This is a genomic window from Roseobacter sp. (assembly GCF_039970775.1).
Classification (GTDB): Bacteria; Pseudomonadota; Alphaproteobacteria; order Rhodobacterales; family Rhodobacteraceae; genus Roseobacter.
Genome location: NZ_JBDVLG010000001.1, coordinates 15,155 through 33,613 on the forward strand (window position 1 = coordinate 15,155; position 18,459 = coordinate 33,613).

The window sequence follows — 18,459 nt, forward strand, 5'->3', positions numbered from 1 at the left end:
ACCATGAAACTTTCGAAACTTCAGACCGCCACCTTTGGCGCACTGCTGGCTTGCTCAACGGCGCTGCCAACATTTGCAACCGCTGACGACCTCAACGTCGTCTTGTTCTCGATGCCATATACGCAAGGCCTCGCCGAACTCGAAGCCGATTTTGAAGCCAAGACCGGTCACACAGTCAACATCGACGTGGTCGGCCAAGACGTGTTCGAAAGCCGCATCACGCTGTCTTTCACCGGCAAAACAGGCGATCTTGATGTTGTGCACACACCTGTCATTCAGGTGCAGCGCTGGATCGAAGCAGGGTGGCTTCACCCGATTACCGCCAATGTCGATGCAATGGACACAAAGGGCGATATCCTTGCCGGTCCGCTTGATGCGTATCTCGTAAACGGCGAACGTTGGGCGCTGCCATTCTTTGCCGAGACCGGCATGATGGCCTACCGGACAGACCTTTTGGCCGAAGCTGGGTTCGATCATGCGCCTGAAACTTGGGCAGAAATGCTCGAAGCGGGTGCGGCCCTGAAGGCCAACGACCATGCCGCCATCGCGATGCGTGTGGCCCCGGGCCAAGGGTTCAACATGTTCGTGTTTCCGATGATTATGCGGGCTTACGGCGGTTCATTCTTTGCGGATTACCCGACAGATCTGACGCCCAACATGAACACACCAGAGGCGCTTGAAGGCTTGAAGGTCTATTCGACCTTGATGAATGATTTCGGCCCACAAGGGATCGGTAACTTCAATTTCGGTGAAGTCGCCGCTGCGATGCAATCGGGCCAAGCAGCAATGATCGTCGACGGCACATCCATTGTGGCACAATCACTTGACCCAGCGAAAAGCCAGTTCGCGGATAAAATCAGTATTGCCGCCGTGCCGTCCGGCCCCGAAGGGCGTTCGCCTGCGATTGCGGTGCATGGTCTTGGTGTTCCAGCGGACGCACCGAACCCAGAGGCCTCATTTGCCTTCATCGAATGGGCCACAAGCGAAGATGTTTTGACCCAGATCGCCCTGTCGCAATCCTATCCTGACTTCACGCGGGCGTCTGTTGCGCAGAACGCCGATGTGATCGCAAAATACGAATCCATTCACCCGGAATTCCTGAACCTCAAAGTTCAGATGTTGGGTGATGCGATTGGTCATTATCGCCCGTTGTTGCCGCAATGGCCGCAAATGGGTGCGACCGTTGGTGAAAACATCAACGCCTCTGTGAACGGCATTATGAGCAGTGAAGAAGCGCTCGCCGCGTCAGATCAAGACATCGCTGACATCATGTCCGAGTAATTGACCTGACAATAATACTGATCTCCTCGGGCTTTCCGGCCCGAGGAGGCATCTTAGGTTTAGAGATCGCATGCAAAAGCTTCAGGGCGTTCAGCCCATTTTCCAAAAGAACTACAATAATATGCTATATCCTGCCGTTATCGCGGTTGGGATTTTTTCGATTGTCCCGCTGTTGGGGATGGTCGCGTTGTCCTTCACCAATTTTCACCTGATCAAAGGTTGGGGCCAAAGTTTTGGCATCGAGAATTTTGTCAAAATGGCCAATGATCGCCGGTTCATTGCCTCGATCAGTGTCATGCTAATGCTCAGCGTTTTTGGTGTTATTTTCCAAGTCGTTCTTGGCACCCTCATTGCTGTCGGCCTTGAAAAGATCGTTCCCAAATGGCGTTTCATGCGCGGTGTCTTTGTGGTCCCTTTTGTGGTGCCCGCCGTTGCTGTGGCCCTTATCTGGCTCAGTCTTTTCACCCCGACCCTAAGCCCCATCAACGCCTTCTTTGACATATTCGGCATCCAAGTGCCGTCATTTCTTACGACTGAATACGGCGCGATTGCTGCGATCGTGATTGCCGACACATGGGCGAGCTATCCGTTTGTGATGCTGCTGATCTTGGCGGCATTGCAGGGCATCTCAGGGGATCTTGATGAAGCCGCGTCAATCGATGGGGCCACAAAGATGCAAATATTCTGGCGCATCACTTTGCCGCTTTTAAAGCCCGCGCTGCTGATGGTCGCGCTGTTCCGTTTCATTGAAACGCTCAAGCATTTCCCATTGATTTTCGTCATGACCAACGGCGGGCCGGGGCGGTCCACCCAAGCTACGAATTATTACGCCTACATCCAGACGTTCCAATCGTCCAATGTATCCTACGGCGCGGCTATTGCTGTTTTCCTGTTTATCTTCGCAGGGCTCATCAGCTTTTACGTCGCCAAAGCCAACGCGAGACTGACCGATGCGTAAACGCGACCTTAGCCTCAAGCAAATCGCAGGCGTCACCATGATGCTGGCCTTCGTAGGGTTTACATTCTTGCCAATTATCTGGGCCATCATCTTGTCATTCCGCCCGACGACCCACCTGTTTGAACCGATTTGGCACTCTCCAACGGCGCTGACGTGGGAGAACTTTAAAACGTTGGGTCGTTCCGATTTCCCCTTTGCGCTGATGAACAGCCTGATCACGGCGGGTGCATCCACGGCGCTGGCGATGATCATCGGGGTGCCCGCAGGTTTTGCCTTGGCCAAGGGGCGCTCGCACCGCAAATTCATTGCGTCATGGGCGCTGCTGTTATTGCGCATGGCCCCTCCCGTTGGCTTCGTCATTCCGTTGTTTTTGATCTACTTAAACGTCGGTTTGCTCGACACGCGGGTCGGTTTAACGGCGGCCTATATGGTGCTGACGCTCCCCATGGTCGTCTGGTCATCATGGACATCCCTGGCGCAAATCCCTGATGAGTTGATCGAGGCATCGTTGCTTGATGGCGCGTCCCTATTTCAGACGCTGTATAAGGTCGTTTTGCCCGCGGCGCGGCCGGGTATCGTGGCCACTGCTGTGCTCGCGTTTTTGATCGCATGGAACGATTTCTTCTTTGCGCTCATTATCACACGCGGTGATACCGTCACGGCACCCGTGGCTATCATGAACTTTGTGTCTTACGCGACCGTTGATTGGGGCAGTATCGCGTTGGCCAGCATAGCCCTGACGTTGCCAACCGTACCGGTCATTATTTTCGCAAACAAATATATCGTCCAGTCGATGGGCGGGGCAGTGAAAGGCTGATTATGACCAAGCGTCCCAACATAGTTTTCATCCTCACCGATCAACAACGGATCGACACGATTGCCGCCAATGGCTTTGACCATATGATTACGCCAAACATCGATGCGCTGGTCCATCGCGGTGCGGTTTTCGAAAACATGTACGTGACAGCACCATCGTGTGCCCCATCACGGGCGTCGTTGTTTAGCGGCGTGTATCCGCATACCAATGGCGTTTACCGCAATGATGAACCATGGAATTACTGTTGGGTGTCCGAACTCGCCGCGGCAGGCTATCGCTGCGTCAATGTGGGCAAAATGCACACGATGCCAATTGAAGGCAGCTTTGGGTTCCATGAACGCCATGTCGTCGAAAACAAGGATCGCGACCACCCGAACCTGCCATTCTACCTCGACAACTGGGACAAGGCGATCCACGCGCGCGGCGCCTACAAACCGTCACGCGTGACCTACGCCAAGCGCCCCGATTACGATGATGCCTTGGGCGCGTTCGTTTGGGAGCAGGACGAGGATTTGCACCCAGACGTTTTCGTCGGCGAAACTGCGTGTTGGTGGCTAGAGCGGTACCCCGGAAATGAGCCGTTCTTCTTGCAGGTGGGTCTCCCTGGGCCGCATCCGCCCTATGATCCAACGCAAGACTATCTCGACATGTATCTCGACAAAGAACTGCCCGAGGCCATTCGGAACTACGACCTCTCGACGCAACCGGCCCCTTTGCGCGCGTTACGCCAGAACCATCTTGATAGTGGTCATGATGCTGTGCAGCACATCGAAAACCCGACCAAAGAGCAGTTGCATCGCCAGCGTGCCCACTATTATGCCAACGTCACGATGATCGATGTGCAGGTGGGCAACATCGTCAAGGCGCTGAAAGATCGTGGCGTGCTCGACAATACGATTATTATCTTCACATCCGACCACGGCGATTGCCTGAACGATCATGGTCATTCGCAAAAGTGGAACATGTTCGAGCAGTCAGTGCATGTTCCTGCGGTGATTTGCTGGCCTGAAAAAGTAAAGGCAGGGCAACGGTTCAAAGAGCTCGTCTCGCTGTTCGATTTTGGTCCTACAATCCTAGAGGCCGCGGAAGTCGCAGTCCCTGATTGGATGGAAGCCAAGTCGCTCAATGACCTGCTGCAGGGGCAAAATGGACCGACCCGTGACCGGGTTTTTGCCGAACACGCCGACGATGCGATCCTGACAGGGACCGATTTCATGACGATGATCCGTCAGGACAATTGGAAGCTGGTGCATTTTGTCGATACCGACGAAGGCCAACTGTTTGACCTTGATGCCGACCCCGATGAGATCAACAATCTTTGGGGTGATACAGGCCACTCCCTCGTGAAGGCCGAACTTATCAACCAAATCCTGAAATGGCGGATCGAGAGCGCACGAAAGTCGCAGGGATTTGTTCAGATGCTAGCGAGGGGTAGAGAGTAATAAAACCTAATATCGAAACCGCGCCATTGATATAATTATATATTTTAGTTTCCGTCAGTTTTGCGAAGACCAAGACAAGGTGTTTATGAAACTGGAAAGCAGTAAAAACACGCAAAATATTCAGCCCAAAGTTTAGCGGCGCTATCTGTTTCCTGACTTGAAGGCCCCTTCACCGATCCGCAAACTATTTCGGTTTCTCGTCTGACGGCCGCCCCTCTATCGACACCAGAATTGCACCAGTCTGCTATGACCAGATCCAGTTTTGTCGATGTAACTGATTGATTTCCCTGTCACGAGGTCGACGCGTTCCCAGTTGATCGTTGGGAGCAGCTGTGAGATCGCCCTTCCGAAACTGGCAGGTTCAGCATGTTGTGTTTGCCGGGTACGAAGAACGTCTGGTCCGGCAATCCTCCCATTTTAACAGGGTGCGGCTACGGCTGTTGCACCTTGGGTATACGGCACAGCCCCGCCTTCGCATCTTGAGGAACACTGTCCTCCGAGCGCGCCGTGAAACAGTGGGGGATATCGCCGTGTTCACCTGGCACAACGGCAGGGACACACCAAATAAATGGTCTACGAAAGCCGCTTTTGGTGAGTTTCGGCGGTCATTGCCCCCTACGGCACTACGTTTCGCCCGCTTGCAGGCGCCGTTCAAACCAGCGCACGCCCGCCGAGACGATAAGGATCAAGACGAGATATTCGAGAACCAATATCGTGTAGATCTCGAGAGGGCGGTATTCTGAAACGACCAATTCATTGGCCTTCCGCGTAAGTTCTTGCAGCCCGATGACCGACACCAGCGACGACATCTTGAGCATATAGACCAACTGGTTCCCCAAAGCCGGCAGGATACGGCGGATCGCTTGTGGTAGGATCACATAGCGCATTGTGTCGCGGTAGCTAAGAGAAATCGATTGCGCCGCCTCGTATTGACCCCGTGCGATGGACTGGATGCCCGCCCTGAATATTTCGGCCTGAAACGCGCTATCGCTAAGGGCGAGGGCCAAAACGCCCGCCCAAAAGACGTTAAGTGTGATGCCCGAAAGCGCCGGGAGGCCGTAATACACCCACAAGATCAGCACCAAGATTGGCACTGCGCGCACAATCTCGACGTAGGTTCGATTGAACAGGCGCCAGCCGCGTTTTTCTGACAGGCCGGGCAACGCCACCAGCAGCCCCACCACCACCGAGATTGAGATCGCGGTCAGCGACATAATGATCGTGTAGTAGGCGCCGCTGGCCATGAATTTCAGGTTGTTCCAGCCAGACACCGTCGAGGGGTCGACGACATACCACCCCCAATTGCCAGAACAGCCCGACAGCAGCAGCAAGGCGGATGCGAGGACAAAGAAATTTCTCATGATCACACCCCTAGTGGTTCAAAATCTGGTTGATAAAACGCGCAAACCGCTTTGATTTCGGCGCGTTGAAGACATCCTCGGGCGCGCCGATTTCGATGATTTCGCCTTGATCCATAAACACCATCCGGTCGGCGACACGGCGGGCGAACCCCATCTCGTGTGTCACCACGATCATGGTCATCCCCGATGAGGCCAGCTCGGTCATGACCTCAAGGACCTCTGCGATCATCTCGGGGTCGAGGGCTGAGGTGGGCTCGTCAAACAGCAAAATCCGCGGCTCCATGCAGAGCGACCGCGCAATCGCAACGCGCTGTTGCTGCCCTCCCGAAAGCTGGCGCGGGAATTTGTCGGCCTGATCGGGGATCTGCACCCGCTCCAGATAGGTCATTGCCCGGTCGCGCGCCTGCGCATCAGACAACCCAAGCACCCGTTTTGGCCCCAGGCACAGGTTGTCCATCACGGTCAGATGCGGAAACAGGTTGAACTGCTGAAACACCATCCCCACGGTCCCACGGATTTTGTCCAGATCGGCAGGGGCATCCGTTAAAACCGTGCCATCGACCACAATATCACCGACCTCATGCGCCTCGAGCCGGTTGATGCAGCGGATCAACGTCGATTTGCCCGACCCCGACGGACCGCAGACAACGACACGCTCCCCCAGGGCCACGTCCAAAGACACCTCTTTGAGGGCTTGGAACTCGCCAAAAAACTTGGACACGTTTTGCATGGATATGATGGACATGGCCGCCGAGCCCCTAACCGAACTTAACATATGTGATGATTTGTTGCAGATTTTGATCTTGTTGCGCTGTTTGCATTTTCAAATCGTTCAGGCATCCTATGTCCAACGAATACTTAAAAAGGGAAACCCATGAAATTCTTTAAAGTCGCCGCCGCTGCGGTCATCCTTGCGACTTCGGCGGTGCAAGTGTCCGCGCAATCTGCGTTAAACGAGATCCTGTCAGAAGGTGTTCTCAAGGTCGGAACGACAGGCGACTGGAACCCGATGACCATGCGCGACGTCGCCACAAACAGCTATGAAGGCTACGATATCGACGTGATGACCGCGCTCGCCGCTGATCTGGGCGTTGAGGTTGAATTTGTGCCAACGGATTGGAAAACGTTGGTCGCAGGCGTGACATCTGGGCAGTACCACATCACAGGCTCGGCATCGGTTTCGCCGTCCCGCGCCAAAGCCGCCGGGTATTCCAACAGCTATTTCGCGCTGGTGACGGTGCCTTTGACGCTGAAAAAGAACGCAGAACGGTTTGCCAATTGGGATGATCTGAACGTCAAAGGCGTGTCTGTTGCGGCAACGCTGGGCACCACGCAAGAGGCTCAGGTCAAGCAGTATTTTCCAACGGCGACACACCGCATCGTCGAAGCCCCCGCCCGCGATTTCCAAGAGGTTCTGTCGGGGCGCGCAGATGCGAGCATCACGTCAAACATCGAAGCGGCAACGCTGGTCGAAAAATACGACAACATCATGGTTGTCCCCGTCGATGCAGGCCGTTCCCCGACGCCCGTCGCGATGTTGTTGCCGCAGGCCGATCAGGTCTGGATCAATTATGTGAACACATGGATTGGTCTCAAACAGGAGCAGGGCTTCTTTGACGATCTTGGCGCCAAATGGGGCCTGAACGCTGAATAATTAGGCGCTTAATTCTAAGGCATTGGGGCCAGCCTTTCGGGGCCGGCCCCTTTCATTTCTGTTTCTCCGAGGGCCCGAATGCTGACAATCTACTCCGTTCCCGTCGCTGTCTACTGTGCGAAATTGCGTATTATCCTGCACCACAAGGGCATCGCGTTTGAACAACTGCCGCCCCCCGGCGGCTATGGGTCGGCCGAATACCGCGCCATCGTGCCATCAGGCAACTTGCCCGCGATGATCCACGACGGTTTCATGCTGTCGGATTCCGAGGCGATTGCCGAATATCTGGAAGAGGCATTCCCCGACACGCCGATGTTGCCAGACACCGTGAAACTCCGTGCCAAAGCGCGCGAATTTAGCCGCTCCCACGACACACGGCTGGAACCTGCTGTGCGCGCGCTGTATCCGCAAGTCGCATATGGCACCCGTGATACAGAGGCGGTGAAACTCGGCGGTGCTGCGATCTCCAAACACCTGTCTTCGCTTGCATTATTGTTGGCGTCTAACCCGCTGGACACCACCAAGCTGTGGCTGTGTGATTGTGGGTTTGCCATGACGTTCGCGTGGATCACAGCGTTTGAAGAGGCCATCAATGTCCCCGTCGAATGGCCGGACACCGTGCGCGCCTACAAAACCCGCCTTGAAGGGTTCAAGGTTGTCGCAGATGAGCTGGCGGCATATCGCCCGGCGATGGATGCCTATCTGGAAAAGGCCAAACCATCCTAAGCCACGGCCATCGGTGGTGCCGCACTCAAACGTAGCCCAGCGGCAGTACAATGAAAAAAGCGCTGCACAAAAATGCAGCGCTTAACCCACCGGCATACAAGCCGCTGGAACCGAAATTTGGGCTGATTATCCGGTCGCGACATTGCTGCCAAAGTACATGAACTCACGGTCCATGCTGCTCATATCGGCGGCATTTAGTGCAAATTTCGAACTGTCCAACATCTGATAGCTCTGCTGGCTTTTCACCCAATCATCCGCATGTCTGAGCGTGGACAACGTGTAGGTCGTGGTCTCATTGAGGTAGTGCGTTGGGATAACGACCTTGGGCTTGAGCTTATCAACAATTGCATTGCCTTGTTCATAAGACAAAATGTGTTCTGACCCATCAACCGGCAACGTCAACACATCTACCTGACCGATCGCGTCCCAGAACCCAGGCCCCGGATCTGCGCGGTTATCGCCCCAAATCAGGGTCCGAATACCACCGGTTTCAATGAGATAAACGACCATATCCATATGGCTCACGTTATTGGGCCCACAGGCTTCAACACCAAATTCGGCCAGCGCATTTGTCCAGTTGTAATATCCCGGCGCTTTGCAAACGTGTTTATCCGCGAACCCTGTGATTTTCAGATCTGCAAATTCAAACGACCCAACCATACGGTCAAGAACCATCGTTGAAACGGGTCTATCAATCGCGTCATGGTCAAAATGCGTGTGGGTCGACAACGTGATATCAGTCACGATTTCGGGGAATTTATACTTGTACCACAACCCCCACGCGCCCGACGGATCATCGCGCCACGGGTCAACCACAACGGTCGCGCCACCCGGTGAAGTAATTCTAAAGGCGCAATGCCCGAAGTATTCTATGTTGACCGCGCCGTCCGCAAAGCTTGTAGTGTTTTGCAATTCGATGACGTGGTTGTTGTTGCCCGGTTGTGTCCAATCGGTTGATTGCGCTTGTGCTTTTGTTGGCGTGATCAGGCTCGCAGCGGTGCCAACACCAGCGGCGCCTGCTGCCATGAAAAACGAACGGCGCGACAAACCCGGCGCCAAGGCATCGGTTTGCCCATTCAGTTTTGTTGGTTTCAGATCTTTCTTGTCCACCTTGGATCTCCTTGTATCGCGTGCATGATACGCAAAGAGTAGGGATCAACATGCCAGTTGTATCACCAGTTATCTAAGGGGTTAATGTGGGGGAAACCCCCATATTATGACAGAGCCATCAGATGTTGCCGCAGGTTTTTACCTCCATGCCGCAACCCCAGTTTTTGCCGTATGTTATTGCGGTGAAAATCAACCGTACTGGTGCCACGCGACAGTGTTTTAGCGATTTCCTTGGTGCTGCGCCCCTGCACAATCAGCTGGACAATTTCAGCCTCTGTTGGAGTGAGCCGTTCAAGGGTTTGCGCCAATCTCCCGGTGAATTCTGATGTAATATTTCTCAGGTTCGCTTCGACGATATCAAGGTGGGATTGCGCCGTTTCATCCCCAGCCGTCAGGTGCCGCATCCGACTGACATGTGGCAACACCAACCCTTTGATCTCCTGTACGATCCGGTTTTCAACCTCGTTCCGCGACGTCTCGACCCCCTTTAGCAGAACGCGCAAGGCGGTGTTGGCATCCTCCAAATCCTGCGTACGTTCATGGATAACGGTTTCGCGTGTCTCCAACTCTTGCTTTAACTTGGCTTCGGCCAACTTGCGGTGTTCAATTTCTTCCAACATCGCCAGATCATCCTCAACGATACGGCAGAACTGCCGCAGCCCATCGCGAAACGACAAAGCACGCGTATTGCGAAACCTATCCAGCATGCAGATGGTCCCGAAATTCTCTCCATCTGGCCATTTCAGGGGCAGCCCGACGTAAAAGCTCATGTCGAGATCCATATCAGCATTGTCGTGCCACCGCGGATCTTCAGACGCATCTTCTACGCACAGCTCTCCGTCTTGCTCAAACACACCAAAGCAATACAGTTTGTCGTGCAACTCAAACGTTTGCCCTTCGAAATAGGGGTTTTGTTCACCGGTACTTTTCACAAAAACACCGTGCTGCTGATCTTGCTTGTGCATGATCAGCGTCGCCGGAACCTGCGCGATTTCCGATATTTGGTCGACCACATATTGCCATTTCGTAAGGGTCTTGGCGGTTATATGTGGTCTGGTTTGCATGATGGCGTTAGGCTTTCTCGGCCGCCGTTACGATGATTTCAACCTTCAGAGCATCACGCGCCAACTTTGCTTCACCGCACGCCCGTGCAGGTGCGTGGCCTTTGGGCACCCAAGCATCCCAAACCGCATTCATCTCGACGAAATCCGCCATATCCGCCAACCAGATGGTTGCGTGCAGCATGTGTTCACGGTCGGACCCGGCCTCTGCCAAAAGCGCATCGACACGCGACAGACAGTCCTTCGTTTGCTCGGCCACGGTGTCGCCGGCGCCGACCTGCCCACATAGGTAAATCGTTCCGTTGTGTTTGACGATTTTACTCATCCGGTCAGAGGTATGGAGCCGTTCGATCATGGTTTATTTCCAATTAAGTTGCGGGCGGCCAGCGCCGTTTCGATTTCATCTAAGATCACTGGATCATCGATTGCTGCGGGCATTTTAAACGCCGCACCATCCGCAATTTTCTGAACCGTGCCACGCAGTACTTTACCCGACCGCGTCTTGGGCAGGCGCTTGACTTCGAGCGCACATTTGAATGCAGCCACCGCCCCGATTTTGGCCCGAACAAGCGTGATCAATTCCGCCTCAAGATCTGCCGGATCACGTTTTGCCCCGTCGTTGGTCACGAAAAACCCAAGCGGCATCTGCCCCTTCAGCGCATCCGCTTTGCCAACCACGGCGCATTCCGCGATGTCAGGGTGGCTGCTGATCACTTCTTCCATCGCGCCTGTCGACAGCCGGTGACCTGCGACGTTGATGATATCATCGGTGCGCGCCATGATAAAAACGTAGCCGTCTTCGTCGATGATCCCAGCATCTGATGTGGCATAAAAACCGGGGTATTCCGCCATGTAAGACGACATAAACCGGTCAGGCGCGTTCCATAGCGTTGCAAAACCCGATGGCGGCAACGGCAGTTTGCAAACGATATTCCCAAGCGTGCCCGCAGGCACTGCGTGCCCCGCGTCATCCAAAACCCGAATGTCATACCCCGGCATCGGTTTGCCCGGCGACCCCAATTTTACCGGAAAGGCCCCAAGCCCCACCGGATTGCCCGACATGGCCCAGCCCAATTCCGTTTGCCACCAGTGGTCAATAACGGGCCGGTCAAGTTTGGCCTGTGCCCATTCTATCGTCGCGGGGTCAGACCGTTCGCCTGCTAAAAACAACGTGCGAAATTTGCTCAGGTCGTAGTCGGCGACCAATGCACCCGCTGGGTCTACCTTTTTGATCGCGCGAAACGCTGTGGGCGCCGTGAACATCGCAACAACGTTGTGATCCTGAATAACCCGCCAAAACGCACCGGCATCCGGTGTCCCCACAGGTTTGCCTTCGTAGACGACAGTGGTCGCACCATGCAGCAGCGGACCGTAGCAAATGTAGGAATGCCCGACGACCCATCCCACGTCAGACGCGGCCCAAAACACCTCGCCCGGCTTTACGCCATAGTGGTTTTCCATCGTCCATTTCAGCGCAACCATGTGTCCGCCATTGTCGCGAACAACGCCTTTGGGCTGGCCCGTGGTCCCCGATGTATAGAGAATATAGAGCGGGTCCGTCGCGGCGACGGGCACACATTCGGTGCCTTCCCCCCGTGCCATCGCGGCCGCAACCGTTTGGACGTAATCATGGTCACGCCCCGGTGTCAGGTCACAGGTCAGCGTATCGCGTTGCAAGATGACGCAAGCGTCCGGTTTGCTGGTCGACAGGTCAATAGCTTGGTCCAGCAGGGGTTTGTAGGCGATGACACGCCCCGGTTCGATCCCGCAAGACGCGGATATGATCGCTTTGGGGGCGGCATCATCAATGCGGGTGGCCAGCTCTTGGGGGGCAAAGCCCCCAAAAACCACCGAATGCACAGCCCCAAGCCGCGCACAGGCCAACATCGCGAAAACCGCCTGCGGCACCATCGGCATATAGATGACGACGCGGTCCCCCTTGGCGACGCCCAACCCCCGCAGCACGGCGGCAAGGGCGCTGACCTGATCTTTTACCTCGGCGTAGGTGAAGCGCGCCACCGTTTCGGTAACGGGGCTGTCATAGATAACCGCCAACCGGTCGCCGTGGCCCGCATCTACGTGTCGATCAACACAGTTGTAGCAAGTGTTGCACGTCGCGCCATCAAACCAACGACCATACACCCCGCTGTCCGCGTTGAACACGGATGTTGCAGGCGTGAACCAGTCGATCTGTGCGCCGGCCTCTTCCCAGAACCCAACCTGATCAGATTGCCAGGCGGCGTATGTAGCGGGGTATTGCGACATGTCAGATGCCCTTAACAGGTGTAGTTCAGGCCAAGGCGGCCGCCGTCAACATAGATCGTCTCGCCGGTGATATAACTGGCCTTTTTCGAGCACAAAAATGCCACCACGTCGCCGATCTCGCGCGCATCGCCTGCACGGCCCAAGGGGGTGCGCGACATCGCAGTTTTGAACGCATCGGGGTTGGCGTTTACCCCGGCCATCATCTCGGTATCGATAGAACCGGGGCCCACAGCGTTCACGCGGATGTTGTTTTTGGCCAGCGCAAGGGCGGCGACTTTGGTCAACTGCATGACACCCCCCTTGGAGGCGCAATACGCCGGGATCTGTGGGATAGCGACCTGCGCGTTGATCGACGACATATTGACGATAGACCCTGCGATTTTGTGCTCTACCATAACGCGGGCGGCCATTTGGGTGGCCACAAAGACACCGCGCATGTTGATGTCGATGACCCGCTGAAAGGTGTCGATGTCATAGCTCAGGAAATCGCCCGGCATGGCAACGCCTGCGTTGTTCACCAGCGCGGTCAGCGGCCCATGGTCGGCTGCGATCTGCGCAAACATTGCCTCGACCTGCGCAAGATCCCCCATGTCGCAGACAATCGCCGGCGCCCCTAATGTTTTACCAGCCGCTGCAACGCCATCGGCATTGATGTCCGACAGGATCACATCGTAGCCCTCGTCGATCAACGCTTCTGCGCAGGCAAGGCCGATGCCTTGGGCGGCACCCGTAATCAAAGCAAGAGGTTTGTCAGTCATCGTTTATCCTTCGAATCCATAGTCGTTTTTGGCCTGTTCGGGCGTTATCAGCCCAGCGCGCAGATCTGCGGCAACGTCACTTTGCGCCCGTTGTTTGGCATCGCCGTATCCACCACCACCGGGCAAGCTTAATTTCAGCCGCTGGCCGTTTTTCACAAGCTGCCGCCCCTTGCTGCGTAGCTTTGCACCATCTGCAAGCTCAACACGACCGGTTTTCCCCAAACCGCCCCCATTTCGGCCACGGGCGGGGTGGTCGACGCGGTCAAACATGGCGTTAAAGTAGATATCATAACCTGCGCGCGGTTCAATCTCGATGATTTGGCCAAGCCCGCCGCGCAGGGTACCCGCCCCCCCGGACCCTTCGCGCAGGTCTTTGCGCCAAACGGTGATGGGCCCGACGTGTTCTGTTGCCTCAACGCTCATGGTGGACACCCCCGATGGGAAGGCCGTCGCGGACAGCCCGTCCAACGTGGGGCGCGCGCCCGTCCCGCCCGAATTAAACATCAACACTTCGGCATTGCGCAACCCGCTGTTGGGGTCGGTGGGTCTGGCTGATATCTGAATATTCCAAAGCGCGCTTGCCCCCTCTGCAGGCACCGTATTGGGCAGCGCCTGATGCAACGCCCCCAGCACGACATCTGGCACCAAATGCCCCAAAACGTGACGGACAGACACAGGCGCAGGGCGCGTCGCGGCCAAGATGCACCCTTCGGGGGCGGTGATCACAAACGGTTCGAGCGAGCCGGTGTTGTTGGGAACCTGCGGCGCAATCGCACATTTCAGCCCGTAGCACGCATACGCACGGGTATAGACCTCTGGAACATTCACACCAAACCGGCTCATCCCGGAGGTGCCGGCAAAATCTGCGGTGATGCTGTTGCCCGATATATCTAATTTCACGGCCATTAATACGGGCGCGTCATAGCCGTCGACCTGCATCTGGTGGCTGAACGACCCGTCCGGCACGGCGGCAATCGCGGCGCGCGTGGCCTCACGGCTCGTGTCGATCACAAAGTCCGACAACCCATCTAGATCGGCAATCTTGAACTCGCCCATCATCGTTTGCAGGCGACGGTCCCCGGCCTCGTTACAGGCCGCCAGCGAATACATATCGCCCACGACTTGGTCGGGCTCGCGGACATTGGCGCGCACAATGCGGATCAGGTCGCCCGACACCTCGCCACGAGTGGCGAATTTCATAATCGGTATCTGCAAGCCTTCCTCAAAGACCTCATTGCCGTCCGGGCCAAACCCGCGCCCGCCAATATCGACCACATGCGCGGTACAGGCGAAAAACCCGATATGCGCGCCCCCGCGAAACGTCGGTGAAACGACCGTAATATCGTGCAAATGCCCAGTGCCAAGCCAAGGGTCATTGGTGATGAAAACATCGCCCTCAAAGATATTCTCTGTGCCGATCTCACGCACGAAATGCGTCACGCTTTCGGCCATCGCATTCACATGCCCCGGCGTGCCTGTCACGGCTTGCGCCATCATCCGGCCGTGGCGGTCAAACAGACCCGCCGACAAATCGCCCGCCTCGCGGACAGATGTTGAAAACGCAGTACGGATCAGCGTTGTCGCTTGTTCTTCCACCACCGCGATCAGGCGGTTCCACATGATCTGGTAGTCAATGGCAGACGGGGTCATCAGCTGTCTCCTTTGCGGACTAAACGCAGGCTGCCGTCACCTTGGCCAACGGCGCGAAACCCAGACGTCACGATTGTCGTTGTCTCGCTTTCGATGATGATCGCGGGGCCATCTATGGCCTGCCCCGCTGTCATGGCGGCGCGGTCCACCTCTTGCGCATCGACGGTTTTGCGCAAAGCCGCGTCAAAGAACTGCCGCGTGCGCAATGGTGTGACCGCCGCCCCCTGCGCGTGACGTTCAACGGGCAGTGTGTCTGGCAACACAGAGGCAACAACCAGCGACCAATTGGTAATTTCGATGGCAAGACCGTCAATGACGCGCCCAAAAAGCCCACGATAGGCGGTTTCGAATGCCGCAAGGATATCGGCCTGATCTGCATCAGCAAAGACCTTGAAAGGCAACACAACCGGAATTTCCCAGCCTTGCCCCGCATACCGCATAAAGGCGGTTAGTCGTGTCGTCGTGGCGGCTTCGCGCGCGCCCGTTTCAACAAACGCTGTGGCCTCTGTCTGCAAATCCACCAGTGCTGCATTCACGGCCGCGACGTCGAGCTGGTCCAGACGTTGAAAGAACCCCCGCGTGGCCTCGTAACTGAACGGCGCTTTGAGGAAACCAATGGCAGACCCAACGCCCGCGCCGGGGGGGATGATCAGCTCTTTGATGCCCAGTTTTTCGCACAGACGACAGGCATGCAAAGGCGCGCCCCCTCCAAAACCGATCATAGTGAAATGTTCAATGTCGCGCCCGTTTTCAACCGTATGAACCCGGGCGGCATTGGCCATGTTTTCATCGACCATTTCTGTCACGCCAAAGGCCGCGTCCGCGGGCCCCATCTGCAAACTGCGGGCCAGATTGGCCTCAATCGCATCTGTGGCGGCTTGGGCTGATAGCGCGATTGCACCGCCTGCAAAATTATCGGGGTCAAGCCGCCCCAACACAAGGTTTGCATCGGTCACCGTGGCGTCTTGGCCACCGCGTGCATAACACGCCGGGCCCGGTTCTGATGCCGCCGAACGCGGCCCCACCTGAATGCGCCCCAAGGTGTCGATAGACGCAATCGACCCACCGCCCGCGCCAATTTCGACCATTTCCACAACCGGGGTCGACACCGTCATGCCAGACCCTTTTTTAAACCGGTAGGTGCGCGCAACCTCAAAGGTGTTCGCGGTCTTGGGCGCGCCGTCTTCTATCAGGCAAATCTTGGCCGTTGTGCCGCCCATGTCAAACGACAGCACGCTGTTTAACCCATGCCCGCGCGCAAAATCGGCGGCAAAAATCGCGCCCCCTGCAGGCCCTGATTCCAGCAACCGCACGGGTTGTTCGGACGCGACATCAACCGATATCAACCCACCGCCGGAATGCAGCATAAAAACCGGCGCCGTCACGCCAGCCGCCTCAAGGCGACCAACCAAACGCCCAAGATAATCAGCGACCTTCGGCTGCACATAGGCGTTTGCGATCACGGTGTTAAAGCGTGGTAATTCCCGCATTTGCGGCGAAATCACCGAAGACAACGAGACCGACATACCCGGAGCCGCCGCGCGCAGGGCTTTGGCCATTTGTGTCTCGTGGGCGTCATTGGCGTAGGAATGCATCAGCCCAATTGCGACGGCGTCATAGTCACCTGCCAGAACGGTTTTGACCATCGCATCAACCTCGGCAGGGTCGAGCGCCAGAAGCACCTCTCCGTTTGGTCCCATACGTTCGTTCAGCGTCAACCGGTCTTCGCGCGGGACCATGGGTTTGGGCAAAGTCAGGTTCAAATCATATTGTTCAAACCGATTTTCAGACCGCATTTCGATGACGTCCCGAAACCCTTGGGTCGTGATGAACGCAAGCTTGGCGCCGCGCCGTTCGATCAGCGCGTTGGTGACAAGCGTTGTGCCGTGAATGACCTGGCCGATATCACGCATCGCGACACCCGCCGCGTCCGCCGCAATGCGAATACCATCCAGAATGGCCTGTTCTGGTTGGGTGTGGTTGGTCAGGACCTTGCAGGTCGACATTCCGTTTTCATGGGACAGCGCGACGTCTGTAAACGTGCCACCGATGTCAACGCCGACGCGGGTCATGTATGTGGTCATGGATCAGATCGCCTTTAAAATTTGATTGGCCGTAAAGGCAGACTGGTAAATGCGTGACATGATAGGGGCCGACGCGGCAATGCTCAGGTCGGTCATCGGAAGCGGTAGATCTGCACGGTCCATCCCCGTCAAGAGCCCCGACATCGTTGCGCCGAACATCGTACCGGTCGTGATGCCACGTCCGTTATAGCCTATCGGTGTGAAAAGGTTTGTTGCAAGTTCATAAATGCGCGGCAGGTGATCCGGGGTCATGGCGATCCGCCCATGCCACGCCTCATCAAATTCCACAGGGCCCAATGTCGGGAATATCCGTGCGATCTGCTTTTTGGCCCAGCGGTGCGAAAGCCCGCGATCTTTGCGACCAATCACCTTGCCCATCGACCCAACCAGCAACCGGTTGGCTGCATCCCGGCGGACGTTAAACATGATCTGCCCGGTGTCCCAGACGCCTTGCTTCCCAGGCAAAATATGGTCCGCCTCAGGGCCCATGGGCTGTGTGGCCAACTGAAAGTAGTGAATTGGCGTAAAAATGCGGTTCAGATCCGGCCACAACGTGTCGGTATAGGCATTGGTGCCCAACACCACCGCCTTGGCCGTCACGACACCCTGTCCGGTTTCAACTTTCCAAACATCGCCATCGCGCACCAGCTTTGTCGCCCGCACCCCCGTGCTGATTTTCGCACCCGCCCCAAGAGCCGCGCGCGCAAGGCCGCGACAGTACCCCATGGGATTGATCGTGCCACACCGTTGGTCCAACAGACCGCCGTGGAAATGATCGGTTCCGATCATCTCGGCAACCTCAGAACGGCCGAGCAGGTCAACAGGTTCACCAAGGCGCTGCCATTCTTTGTGGCGCTCTTGCAGGTCATCAAAACCGCCCGGTCCGTGGGCGGCGTGGATCGTCCCCGTGCGCGTGACGTCGCATTGGATCTGGTGCTTTTCGATCAACGAAAACACATACTCCGGGCCGTTGCCGAACGTCTTGATAAAGCGCGGCCCATATGTCTGCCCCAGCTTTTCGCGCACCTGTTGAGGGGGCAACCAAAGCGCGGCATTCACCAGCCCACAGTTGCGGCCCGAGCCACCAAACCCGATTTGTTCTGCCTCCAAAACATGTGCCGACAGGCCCTTTTCTGCGCAGTGCAACGCCGTTGACAGGCCCGTGAAACCGCCCCCCACAATCGCCACATCAGCGGTTGTATCAACCCCGAGTGGCGCATGGTAATCGCGTTCTGTGGCGGACGAATCCCAAAGCGATATCGCGTCTTGCTGCGTCATGTGGTTAGTCCCCG

The 18,459-nt window shown here is 56.3% G+C and carries 16 protein-coding genes; 6 read left to right on the plus strand and 10 right to left on the minus strand.

From position 1 onward, the window contains the following. The first annotated feature begins 3 nt into the window (after positions 1–3). From ABJH13_RS00075 to ABJH13_RS00090, 4 genes are all read left to right on the plus strand, one after another. Positions 4–1,281 carry an extracellular solute-binding protein gene (locus ABJH13_RS00075; protein WP_348404167.1) on the plus strand — a complete coding sequence of 426 codons (1,278 nt, stop codon included), beginning with the start codon at positions 4–6 and terminating at the stop codon, positions 1,279–1,281. Between the two features lie 70 nt (positions 1,282–1,351). Continuing rightward, entirely contained in the window at positions 1,352–2,239 is an 888-nt protein-coding gene (locus tag ABJH13_RS00080) for a sugar ABC transporter permease (RefSeq protein ID WP_348404168.1), read from the plus strand. Continuing rightward, positions 2,232–3,056 carry a carbohydrate ABC transporter permease gene (locus ABJH13_RS00085; RefSeq protein WP_348404169.1) on the plus strand — a complete coding sequence of 275 codons (825 nt, stop codon included), beginning with the start codon at positions 2,232–2,234 and terminating at the stop codon, positions 3,054–3,056. Before ABJH13_RS00080 ends, ABJH13_RS00085 begins: the two co-directional genes overlap by 8 nt. A gap of 2 nt (positions 3,057–3,058) precedes the next feature. Continuing rightward, a complete protein-coding gene (locus ABJH13_RS00090) occupies positions 3,059–4,498 on the plus strand; it encodes a sulfatase-like hydrolase/transferase (protein ID WP_348404170.1) in 1,440 nt (479 codons plus the stop codon). A 623-nt stretch (positions 4,499–5,121) separates the two neighbouring features. Here ABJH13_RS00090 and ABJH13_RS00095 read toward each other — a convergent pair. Beyond that, positions 5,122–5,859 carry an amino acid ABC transporter permease gene (locus ABJH13_RS00095; protein ID WP_348404171.1) on the minus strand — a complete coding sequence of 246 codons (738 nt, stop codon included), beginning with the start codon at positions 5,857–5,859 and terminating at the stop codon, positions 5,122–5,124. 10 nt (positions 5,860–5,869) lie between these two features. Next, positions 5,870–6,604, minus strand: a complete 735-nt coding sequence (locus ABJH13_RS00100) for an amino acid ABC transporter ATP-binding protein (RefSeq protein ID WP_348404172.1) — start codon at positions 6,602–6,604, stop codon at positions 5,870–5,872. A gap of 129 nt (positions 6,605–6,733) precedes the next feature. Here ABJH13_RS00100 and ABJH13_RS00105 point away from each other — a divergent pair, with 129 nt between their 5' ends. Both ABJH13_RS00105 and ABJH13_RS00110 read left to right on the plus strand, forming a co-directional pair. Further along, a complete protein-coding gene (locus ABJH13_RS00105; protein ID WP_348404173.1) occupies positions 6,734–7,513 on the plus strand; it encodes a transporter substrate-binding domain-containing protein in 780 nt (259 codons plus the stop codon). A 78-nt stretch (positions 7,514–7,591) separates the two neighbouring features. Beyond that, a complete protein-coding gene (locus ABJH13_RS00110) occupies positions 7,592–8,239 on the plus strand; it encodes a glutathione S-transferase N-terminal domain-containing protein (RefSeq protein WP_348404174.1) in 648 nt (215 codons plus the stop codon). 126 nt (positions 8,240–8,365) lie between these two features. On the opposite strand, the gene ABJH13_RS00115 is transcribed toward ABJH13_RS00110, so the two are convergent. The 8 genes from ABJH13_RS00115 to ABJH13_RS00150 all read right to left on the minus strand — a co-directional run bounded on the left by ABJH13_RS00115 (position 8,366) and on the right by ABJH13_RS00150 (position 18,445). Next, entirely contained in the window at positions 8,366–9,349 is a 984-nt protein-coding gene (locus ABJH13_RS00115) for an MBL fold metallo-hydrolase (RefSeq protein WP_348404175.1), read from the minus strand. A gap of 104 nt (positions 9,350–9,453) precedes the next feature. Beyond that, positions 9,454–10,413, minus strand: a complete 960-nt coding sequence (locus tag ABJH13_RS00120; protein WP_348404176.1) for a LuxR C-terminal-related transcriptional regulator — start codon at positions 10,411–10,413, stop codon at positions 9,454–9,456. Positions 10,414–10,420: 7 nt separating this feature from the next. Continuing rightward, a complete protein-coding gene (locus ABJH13_RS00125) occupies positions 10,421–10,765 on the minus strand; it encodes a RidA family protein (RefSeq protein ID WP_348404177.1) in 345 nt (114 codons plus the stop codon). Then, the gene (locus ABJH13_RS00130; protein WP_348404178.1) at positions 10,762–12,675 is read right to left on the minus strand and encodes an AMP-binding protein; all 1,914 of its coding nucleotides are present in this window, start codon (positions 12,673–12,675) and stop codon (positions 10,762–10,764) included. Before ABJH13_RS00130 ends, ABJH13_RS00125 begins: the two co-directional genes overlap by 4 nt. An 11-nt stretch (positions 12,676–12,686) precedes the next feature. Next, the gene (locus ABJH13_RS00135) at positions 12,687–13,433 is read right to left on the minus strand and encodes an SDR family oxidoreductase (RefSeq protein ID WP_348404179.1); all 747 of its coding nucleotides are present in this window, start codon (positions 13,431–13,433) and stop codon (positions 12,687–12,689) included. 3 nt (positions 13,434–13,436) lie between these two features. Continuing rightward, a complete protein-coding gene (locus tag ABJH13_RS00140; RefSeq protein WP_348404180.1) occupies positions 13,437–15,083 on the minus strand; it encodes a hydantoinase B/oxoprolinase family protein in 1,647 nt (548 codons plus the stop codon). Next, the gene (locus ABJH13_RS00145) at positions 15,083–17,167 is read right to left on the minus strand and encodes a hydantoinase/oxoprolinase family protein (protein ID WP_348404181.1); all 2,085 of its coding nucleotides are present in this window, start codon (positions 17,165–17,167) and stop codon (positions 15,083–15,085) included. The genes ABJH13_RS00140 and ABJH13_RS00145 overlap by 1 nt, the downstream gene beginning before the upstream one ends. Before the next feature lie 3 nt (positions 17,168–17,170). Further along, entirely contained in the window at positions 17,171–18,445 is a 1,275-nt protein-coding gene (locus tag ABJH13_RS00150; protein ID WP_348404182.1) for an FAD-binding oxidoreductase, read from the minus strand. Positions 18,446–18,459: the final 14 nt, after the last annotated feature.

What these genes read in the sequence shown, in the direction of transcription:
- ABJH13_RS00075 (WP_348404167.1), top strand. Translation starts at nt 4, where the DNA reads ATGAAACTTTCGAAACTTCAGACCGCCACCTTTGGCGCACTGCTGGCT.
- ABJH13_RS00080 (WP_348404168.1), top strand. Translation starts at nt 1,352, where the DNA reads ATGCAAAAGCTTCAGGGCGTTCAGCCCATTTTCCAAAAGAACTACAAT.
- ABJH13_RS00085 (WP_348404169.1), top strand. Translation starts at nt 2,232, where the DNA reads ATGCGTAAACGCGACCTTAGCCTCAAGCAAATCGCAGGCGTCACCATG.
- ABJH13_RS00090 (WP_348404170.1), top strand. Translation starts at nt 3,059, where the DNA reads ATGACCAAGCGTCCCAACATAGTTTTCATCCTCACCGATCAACAACGG.
- ABJH13_RS00095 (WP_348404171.1), bottom strand. Translation starts at nt 5,859, where the DNA reads ATGAGAAATTTCTTTGTCCTCGCATCCGCCTTGCTGCTGCTGTCGGGC.
- ABJH13_RS00100 (WP_348404172.1), bottom strand. Translation starts at nt 6,604, where the DNA reads ATGTCCATCATATCCATGCAAAACGTGTCCAAGTTTTTTGGCGAGTTC.
- ABJH13_RS00105 (WP_348404173.1), top strand. Translation starts at nt 6,734, where the DNA reads ATGAAATTCTTTAAAGTCGCCGCCGCTGCGGTCATCCTTGCGACTTCG.
- ABJH13_RS00110 (WP_348404174.1), top strand. Translation starts at nt 7,592, where the DNA reads ATGCTGACAATCTACTCCGTTCCCGTCGCTGTCTACTGTGCGAAATTG.
- ABJH13_RS00120 (WP_348404176.1), bottom strand. Translation starts at nt 10,413, where the DNA reads ATGCAAACCAGACCACATATAACCGCCAAGACCCTTACGAAATGGCAA.
- ABJH13_RS00125 (WP_348404177.1), bottom strand. Translation starts at nt 10,765, where the DNA reads ATGATCGAACGGCTCCATACCTCTGACCGGATGAGTAAAATCGTCAAA.
- ABJH13_RS00130 (WP_348404178.1), bottom strand. Translation starts at nt 12,675, where the DNA reads ATGTCGCAATACCCCGCTACATACGCCGCCTGGCAATCTGATCAGGTT.
- ABJH13_RS00135 (WP_348404179.1), bottom strand. Translation starts at nt 13,433, where the DNA reads ATGACTGACAAACCTCTTGCTTTGATTACGGGTGCCGCCCAAGGCATC.
- ABJH13_RS00140 (WP_348404180.1), bottom strand. Translation starts at nt 15,083, where the DNA reads ATGACCCCGTCTGCCATTGACTACCAGATCATGTGGAACCGCCTGATC.
- ABJH13_RS00145 (WP_348404181.1), bottom strand. Translation starts at nt 17,167, where the DNA reads ATGACCACATACATGACCCGCGTCGGCGTTGACATCGGTGGCACGTTT.
- ABJH13_RS00150 (WP_348404182.1), bottom strand. Translation starts at nt 18,445, where the DNA reads ATGACGCAGCAAGACGCGATATCGCTTTGGGATTCGTCCGCCACAGAA.